Raw genomic sequence first — 8,001 nt, 5'->3', positions numbered from 1 at the left:
TATTGGAGATAGTTTCAGACTTACAGCCTGAGATTTACAGCTTGGTATTTTCAAGGGGCGATGCCCCTTGTTGTGAAGTCAAAGGCTTTCAGCCTAAAATATATCATTAATAAAGATCCTATTCTAAAGCAATAACATTCTGCTGGTATGGATTGTAGTAAAAATTATTATTAATTAGGACAATCCTTCTTCAAATTTCTTTTGTTCAATACTCTGTTTTTATTTAACAGCAAACAAAACTCTTTTTTTCTTCAGACCCAACTTTTGTTACTGATACATTATCTGATGACAATGCCTTTGTAATTATTCAACTTTATAAACTTTACACTTTATGAACTTTATAAACTTTATGAACTTTATAACTTCATGAACTTTATTTATCCAGACACTAATCGGGCATTTTTTTTCTCATTTTGGTTAACTGCTTATTTTGGCAGTTTATTGAAGTTGTTTTGTAGATGAACGTCATGTTTATTGATGTTAATACCCCCTTATATCGCTGTATATCCCGTGTTTAAAGGAAACTAAAGGTAATGATGTACGTAAATATTTTAAGTTTATGTATGATACAGGATGTATTGTGATTTTAACTAGACTAAAGTGAGGAAATGGAACCTATACCAAAAATATTATATATTTTAATTATAGTATCTGCTATACATTTTCAAGTCAATGCACAAGTAGGTAAGGAATTCTGGTTTGTAGCACCGGATGTATGGGAGGAAAATGGAGATGATCCTGTTATATTGAGGATTACGGCATTTGATACTAATGCATCGGTAACAGTTTCTATGCCAGCTGATAATAACCGGGTTTTAAAGCAGGTTACTATTTCTGCCAATACTCAGTATAGTTTTGAACTGGATAAGTCGGTAGTGGAAAATTATCCTGTAAATACGGTAAATAACAAAGGGATTTATATTTCTTCAGATACGGATATTGCAGCTTATTATGAAGTCAGTAATCCTAACAATGCAGAGAAATTTATTTTAAAAGCTGAAAACGCACTCGGAAAAACATTCTTTGTTCCTTCCCAAAATATTTATCAAAACTATCAGGGTTACAATGGATCGGCCAATGAAAAGGTAGATATTGTAGCTTCAGAAGACAATACGACTATTGAAATCATCCCTTCGGTAGATGTAACCGGGCACGCAGCAGATATAGCATTTGAAATTATACTTGACAAGGGACAGACATTTTGTATTGAAAACAGGGATATTTCTGCAAATGGAGCGTTGGCTGGTACGGAAATAAACTCGGACAAAAGGATTGCAGTAACCATCTCTGATGATGCAGTTATTGAAGATGTGGATAGTCATCCAAATGATTTGATTGGGGACCAGTTGATTCCAATAAATGCTATCGGAACAGAGTATGTAGCCATTAATACCAGTAAGGCATCCGATAGCTTTAAAAATAACAACACTGTTCAAAAGGTGTTTGTAATGGCTATAGAAGACAATACCCTTGTGTTTTTAAATAACACCACAAAAAATACGAGGGCGTTGCAAAAAGGTGAAATTGCAGAGTTTGATATTTCAGACCATGCAGTTTTTATTTATGCAACAAAGAGGGTTTATGCGTATCAGGTAACTGGTTTAGTCAACTCAACAACGAGCTCGGCTAATGAGTTGAGTAGTGCCATACTTCCCAATTATAATTGTAATGGTTCTGCCGATGTTTCTTTTACCCGGGTGTTCAACCGGGAGTTTTGGGTCAATATAATTGTAAAGCGCAAGGATAAAGCTTCGTTTGAGTTGTTTGATAACCAAGGGAATAAATTAAACCTAAAAAAGCATATAAATAGCTGGCAAACAGTTCCTGGTCAGGATACTGGTCAGGATGCATGGGTTTGTTGTGCGGTTAACCTGGATGAGTTAACAACAGGGGTACCGTATATCATAAAAAATTCCACCGGGGTATTTCATTTGTGTGTTTTAGATGAAAATGGTTCCGGTGAAGAATCCGGGTGTACTAGTTTTGGGTATTTTTCATCGTACAATGCATTTTGGCTGGATGGTGAGCAAGATGAGTGTGTGGGTAATCAGATTACCCTAAGGGCCAGGGATGGAATGCTCAATTATAACTGGTATTCGTTAGAAACGGGAAATGAACTATTGTCCTCCGACAGGGTGTTTTCTGTTGAGCAATCGGGATTGTATTATGTTGTGGCAGAGGTTAAAAATGGAGGTTGTTTTTTAACAGATAGTCTTGATGTGGAATTTCATCTTCCTGAAGTTGATTTAGGGAATGATACTACAGTGTGTCAGGGAGAGGAGCTGAGTTTTGCAGTGGATAATTCCTATTCGGTATATACATGGAGCAATGGCGATACAGGCAGTCAAACCTCAGTACAGACAGGTGAGCCAGGGAATATCTCGTTAAATGTTACAGTATCGGATGTTTTAGGATGTACTAATCAGGATGATGTAAATATTGAAGTGTCAGAAATACCTCAGATAAACCTGGATAAAACAGAGGTTTGCCTGGGGACTTCTATTGTAAATACAACCAGTTTTGATCGTTATGAATGGGTGTTTAAGGATACTGTGGTCAATACAAATACTTCTCAGAATTGGATAGTGCCTCAGGAATCAGGTGTTTATACACTTACCGGTTGGAATGCAGATGGCTGCTCTACAACCCGGGATATAAATATAACGGTATACCCGTTGCCAGCCATTGTATTGGGTGATGCGATGGCTTGTGAGGGTGAAACAAAGACCATTTCAGCACCTTCCGGATACGCCACTTATATGTGGAGTACGGGGGATAATTCTGAGAGTATCGAATTGTCGGAAACAACAGATTTTTGGCTTGAGGTTACGGATGAAAAAGGTTGTGCAGCCCGGTCTGATGGGTCAGTAACTTTTTATAAGCCGGCATCTCTTGATTTAGGCCCGGATAGAAATGAATGTGTTGGTATAGATGTTATGATTTCAGGCGATAAATCATTCAGTGATTATTCCTGGTCTTTTGAATCTTCTTCAACACGCGGAACTGTTTCTGGGTTGAATCCATCTGTTGAAAGCGAATATATCATCTCAAATGCCCGACTTTCTCATAGTGGAACTTACTATGTTACGGCCTCTGATATAAACGGATGTTCTGTTTCGGATGAGGTGATTATAACGCTTTATGCTGCAGAAGCACCTACGTTAACCATAACCGAGAACCTCTGTGAAGGAGAAGTTGTTGATATAATTGCAACAGAGGGATACGATAGTTATACATGGTATCAGGATGGCAGCCATATTGCTGCATCTGATAACCTGAACCAGATGGCAGATGTGGCAGATGCCGGATTATACCGGGTAGAAGCAACCTATGGTGCCTGTCGTAAATCTTCAGAGATTAATGTTATAAATCATGGTAATCCATCAGTACAGCTGCCTGAAAATTTTGCTGTGTGTGACGGATTTCCTAAAGAGTTGCAAGTGGAAAGCTTTGTATCCAATAATGGGGCAGGGCTGGATTATTTATACTGGGGCGATCATGATACTTTAAGGTTTGGCGATTGGCAAACGGCATCATATGAGGTGGCTGAGGCCGGAAGTTATAGTGTTACCGTGGTAGATACTTATGGCTGTGTGGCTTCGGATGAAATAGTGGTTTCTTCATTTTTACCCGAAGTGTTTGACCTGGGTCAACCCCAAAGTTTCTGTACGAATAGTAGCATCGTATTGGAGAATCCTGTAAACGGTGCATTAGACTACAGGTGGTATAAAACAACCCCATTGGGTGAAACAGAAGTGGGGAGTAACTCGGATCTGGAAATTACAGGACCGGGAAACTATATTTTGAGTGTAACAGATATTAATGGTTGTAAATCCAGCGATCAGGTTATTGTTAATGAAAACCCATTGCCGCGAGTTGCTATAGAAGGAGATCCTGTAGTCTGCGGATCAACTACATTATATGCAAACTCTGTTGATAGTGGATTAACCTATCAGTGGAACAATACTCCGGGTTTAAACTCTGATCAACTGTTGGCAGACAAAACAGGGAGTTATAGTCTCCGGGTTTGGGATGAGAATGGTTGCCAGGCAAATGCGGTTATGGAGGTAACTGTCCATGAACAGCCGTCATTTTCGCTTGAACCCCAATCGGCCTGTGAGGGAGAAGCAGTAGTGATAGAAGGGCCTTCCGGGTTTGCCGGTTATATATGGAGCAATGGAGTAACAACGCAAAATAATGAATTAAATACGGCTTCGTCTTATTGGCTCGAAGTAACCGATAATAATGGTTGTAAGGCACGTTCATCATCATCACTTAGTTATATAAAACCTGTTGGGATTGATTTGGGGCCTGACAGGGATGAGTGCGTTGGAAATGATGTGCTGCTGAATGGCGATGGTTATCATAGCTCATGGACATGGAGTTTCTCACCATCTGTTGATCCGGGTACAACCAACCCGTTGGATCCGGATCCTGCCAATACATACCAGATTATATCGGGCACAACCCATCATAACGGAACCTATAAGGTACAGGCAATTGATAATAATGGTTGTTGGGTAAGCGATGAGGTAAATGTGACCTTCTATTCATCCGCACCTCCTGAGTTGCGCTCCACAAAGGCTTTGTGCAAAGGTGGGAATATTAATCTGATGGCAACGGAAGGATATGATTCGTACAGGTGGTTTTTAGATGGCGAAGAACAAACAGCCTATGCCAACCTATCGCAATTGTCGGGTATCAACACCGAAGGAATATATCGTGTGGAAGCTATAGATGGTGCTTGTGTGATAAGTAACGAGATAGAGGTGGAAGAACATGAGTTACCAATAGTTCAACTACCGGAGTTGTTGGGCTTGTGTAACGGGGTAGAAACTATTTTGAGTGTGGAGGACTTCAAAAGTGAGGATGGATCACTGGATTATTTGTACTGGAACAGTAATGAGGCCGTGAGATATAGTGATTGGCGTTCTGCTACTTTAAAGGTAGTTGAACCAGGTATTTATAGTGTAACTGCAGTTGATGAGTTTGGGTGCAGGGCTGAAGGTCACACAGAAGTAACAAGGATTCCGGAACCTGACTTGTTGGCTGGTGATATATCGGTTTGTGCCAATGATATATTGATGCTTTCTGTTAAAGAGGGCTATGCCAAATATGCATGGAGCAATGGCGATACGGATTGGGAAACCCAGGTTGTTACAGGCGAAGCAGGACAGATTAATATAGGAGTTACAGTAACCGATGCAATGGGGTGCATAAGTGACGATGAAATATCAATAAAGGTAGAAGGTGCTCCTTCTGTGATGTTGGACAGGACTGAAGTGTGCCAGGGGGAAGCAGTAAAAAATGTGACTGATTTTGTAACCTATGAGTGGACGTTTGGAGGTGAAGTGCTAAATACCATTGAAACCCAAAATTGGATTATTCCTCAGGTGAGTGGATTGTATGGTGTTACGGGTTGGACCACAGAAGGATGTGAGGTGAGCCAGGAGGTCAATATTACGGTTCATCCACTACCGGAAATCGCATTGGAAGAAGAGATTGCCTGCAAAGGGACTGAAGTGGAAATAAACGGACCAACAGGTTATGCTTCATATTTATGGAGCAATGGAGAAACCACACAAACTGCCCGGTACAACACAGCCTCTGATTATTGGTTAGAAGTTGCGGATAATAACGGTTGTACAGGAAGGGCTGTGGCTGTGATAAAGTATATTGAACCCTTGGGATTGGATCTGGGACCGGATAAAAACGAATGTGAAGGAGTTTCGTTGAGCCTGACAGCAGATCCAAATTATACCAACTATAACTGGAGTTTTGAACCGGCCACTAATCCCGGTGCATTTGTTTCAATTACTCCGGAGAATGAATATCAATATATTAATAACAAAATAGATGAATCAAATAGCGGAACTTATTATGTTGAGGCTTTGGATATAAATGGGTGTTATGTTTCGGATAAAACAATGATCACGGTATACAATATTGCACCCCCTTTATTGAAAGCTGCTACCAACCTGTGTATAGGAGAGTCTGTTGAAATAGTGGCAACGGAGGGCTATGATACTTATCAATGGTACCGCAATGGTGTTTACCTGCCGGAATATAATAATCAATCTCTTCTTACAAATATAAATCAGGCTGGCGTATATCGGGTGGAAACAACATTGTTGGGGTGTAGTAATATGCAGGAGACAGAAGTGGTAGAGCGCCAATTGCCTGAGGTTGCAATGGATGGGGGACTAAATATTCTTTGTGCCGGAGAGGAAGGAAGGATTTCAATAGATAGTTATTCATCTTCTACAGGTGCGGCTCTGGATTATCTTTACTGGCAGTCGAATGAAAACTACAGGTATAACAATTGGCATGATGCCTCGCTAGTTGTTTATGAGCCCGGTAATTATAAAGTTACCGTTGTGGATGAGTATGGTTGTGCTGCTTCAGATATCGTAACAGTTGATGGAGCTCCTGCTACCTTACTTGAAATGGAGCATGAAGTAAAGGTTTGTGCAAACGAAAAGGTTATAATTGAAAACCCTGTTGAGGATGCACTCACTTATACCTGGTATTTTATTGATGAGGGAGTAATGGAGTTGATAGAGACCAGTAAAGCACTTGAAGTAAGCCAGCCCGGAACGTATATATTGAATGTAACAGATAAAAATGGCTGTGTTGTTCAGGATCAGGTAGATGTGAATGTAGTACCCCTTCCTGAGATAAATATAGCTGGCGACACGATTTCATGTGAACCAACAGAGTTAACCATAAGTGATGAGGGGCATAATTATTTGTATCAGTGGAACGGAGATTCCGGCTTAAATACTAATAGCATAACCATCAACGAAACGGGTATAGTGGTTCTCGATGTTTGGGATGAATATGGATGTCATAATTCGAAAGATGTAGAGGTAGTAATTGATGGGTTTGAGGGTTTTACCATGGTAAATGATTCTGTTTGTGCCGGGGAAGAGGGTGAGCTGGCAGGGCCGGAAGGAAATGGCTACTCGTATTTATGGAGTACGGGCGAAAAATCATCCTCAATATCAGTAACTGAGGGTGAATATTCGTTGGTAGTTACCAATGCCATGGGATGTCAGGCCCGATCAATGGCATCTGTTGTATGGCGGGATGTGCCGAAAGTGGATCTGGGGCCGGACATGATCATCTGTCCTTTGGCTCAGTGGCAGTTGGATGCAGGTGGTGACTATGCTTCTTATTTATGGCATAATGGAGCCACATCTCCCGGGATTGAGGCAGATTTGCTGGATACCGTTAATGTGGTTGTTGTAACTGATCAATATGGTTGCAATGGGTTCGATAGCCAGACTCTTAAATATAAGATAGCCCCAAAAATGGAGTTGTGTTCAGATACCTCAGTATGTGAAAATGAAATTTTTGAGATGGATGCCGGGTATGGTTTTGAGTCGTATTTATGGAATGATGGGTGGTATGAACAAATAAAAGAAGTTGTAACTCCCGGAGAATATTGGGTAGAGGTGTCTGATGGGTGTTTTGTATTCAGGGATACTGCCCGGGTAGTTTTTAACGAAACCCCCGTAATTGCATATATCGATACAGCCATGTATGCCCAGGTAATTGTGATTGGAGAAGGAGGAACAGAGCCGTATGAGTATTCCATAGACGGGGACTTTCCTCAAAAAGAGAATGTTTTCAAGAACTTAAAAAACGGGCTTCATGAAATAGAAGTTGTTGATGATAATGGATGTATGGCTGTTGCCCAGGTGGTGCTGAACAATAACCTGGAAATTGAAATTCCTGAGTTTTTTACCCCTAATGGTGATGGCGTAAATGATACGTGGGAAATTACAGGAAAAGACAAGTTGGTAGATAGTTATATTAGAATTTTTGACAGGTATGGCAAGTTGCTGATCAAATATAAAGCCTCTGAAAAGGGGTGGGATGGAAAATATTTGGGACAAAATGTGCCAACAGATGATTACTGGTATGTTATTGATGGTTTGCCATTTTATAGGTCTATTAAGGGGCATGTTACATTGAAAAGAAATTGATGGTGTTTGT

At 40.5% G+C, this 8,001-nt stretch carries 1 protein-coding gene; it reads left to right on the top strand.

Annotated elements, in window-relative coordinates; all coding sequences use genetic code 11:
- Positions 1–608 precede the first annotated feature (608 nt).
- Positions 609–7,991: a T9SS type B sorting domain-containing protein gene (locus tag OM074_RS08260; protein WP_301198990.1), complete on the top strand. Its 7,383-nt coding sequence runs from the start codon at positions 609–611 to the stop codon at positions 7,989–7,991.
- The last annotated feature ends 10 nt before the right edge of the window (positions 7,992–8,001 follow it).

It is taken from the genome of Plebeiibacterium marinum (assembly GCF_026013615.1).
In the GTDB taxonomy this organism is placed as follows: domain Bacteria; phylum Bacteroidota; class Bacteroidia; order Bacteroidales; family Marinilabiliaceae; genus Saccharicrinis; species Saccharicrinis marinus_A.
The sequence above is the reverse complement of the archived record's forward strand: the minus strand, read 5'-3'. Positions and strand labels throughout refer to the sequence as shown.

Coding starts and splice junctions, on each gene's coding strand:
- OM074_RS08260 (WP_301198990.1), top strand. CDS start 609: ATGGAACCTATACCAAAAATATTATATATTTTAATTATAGTATCTGCT.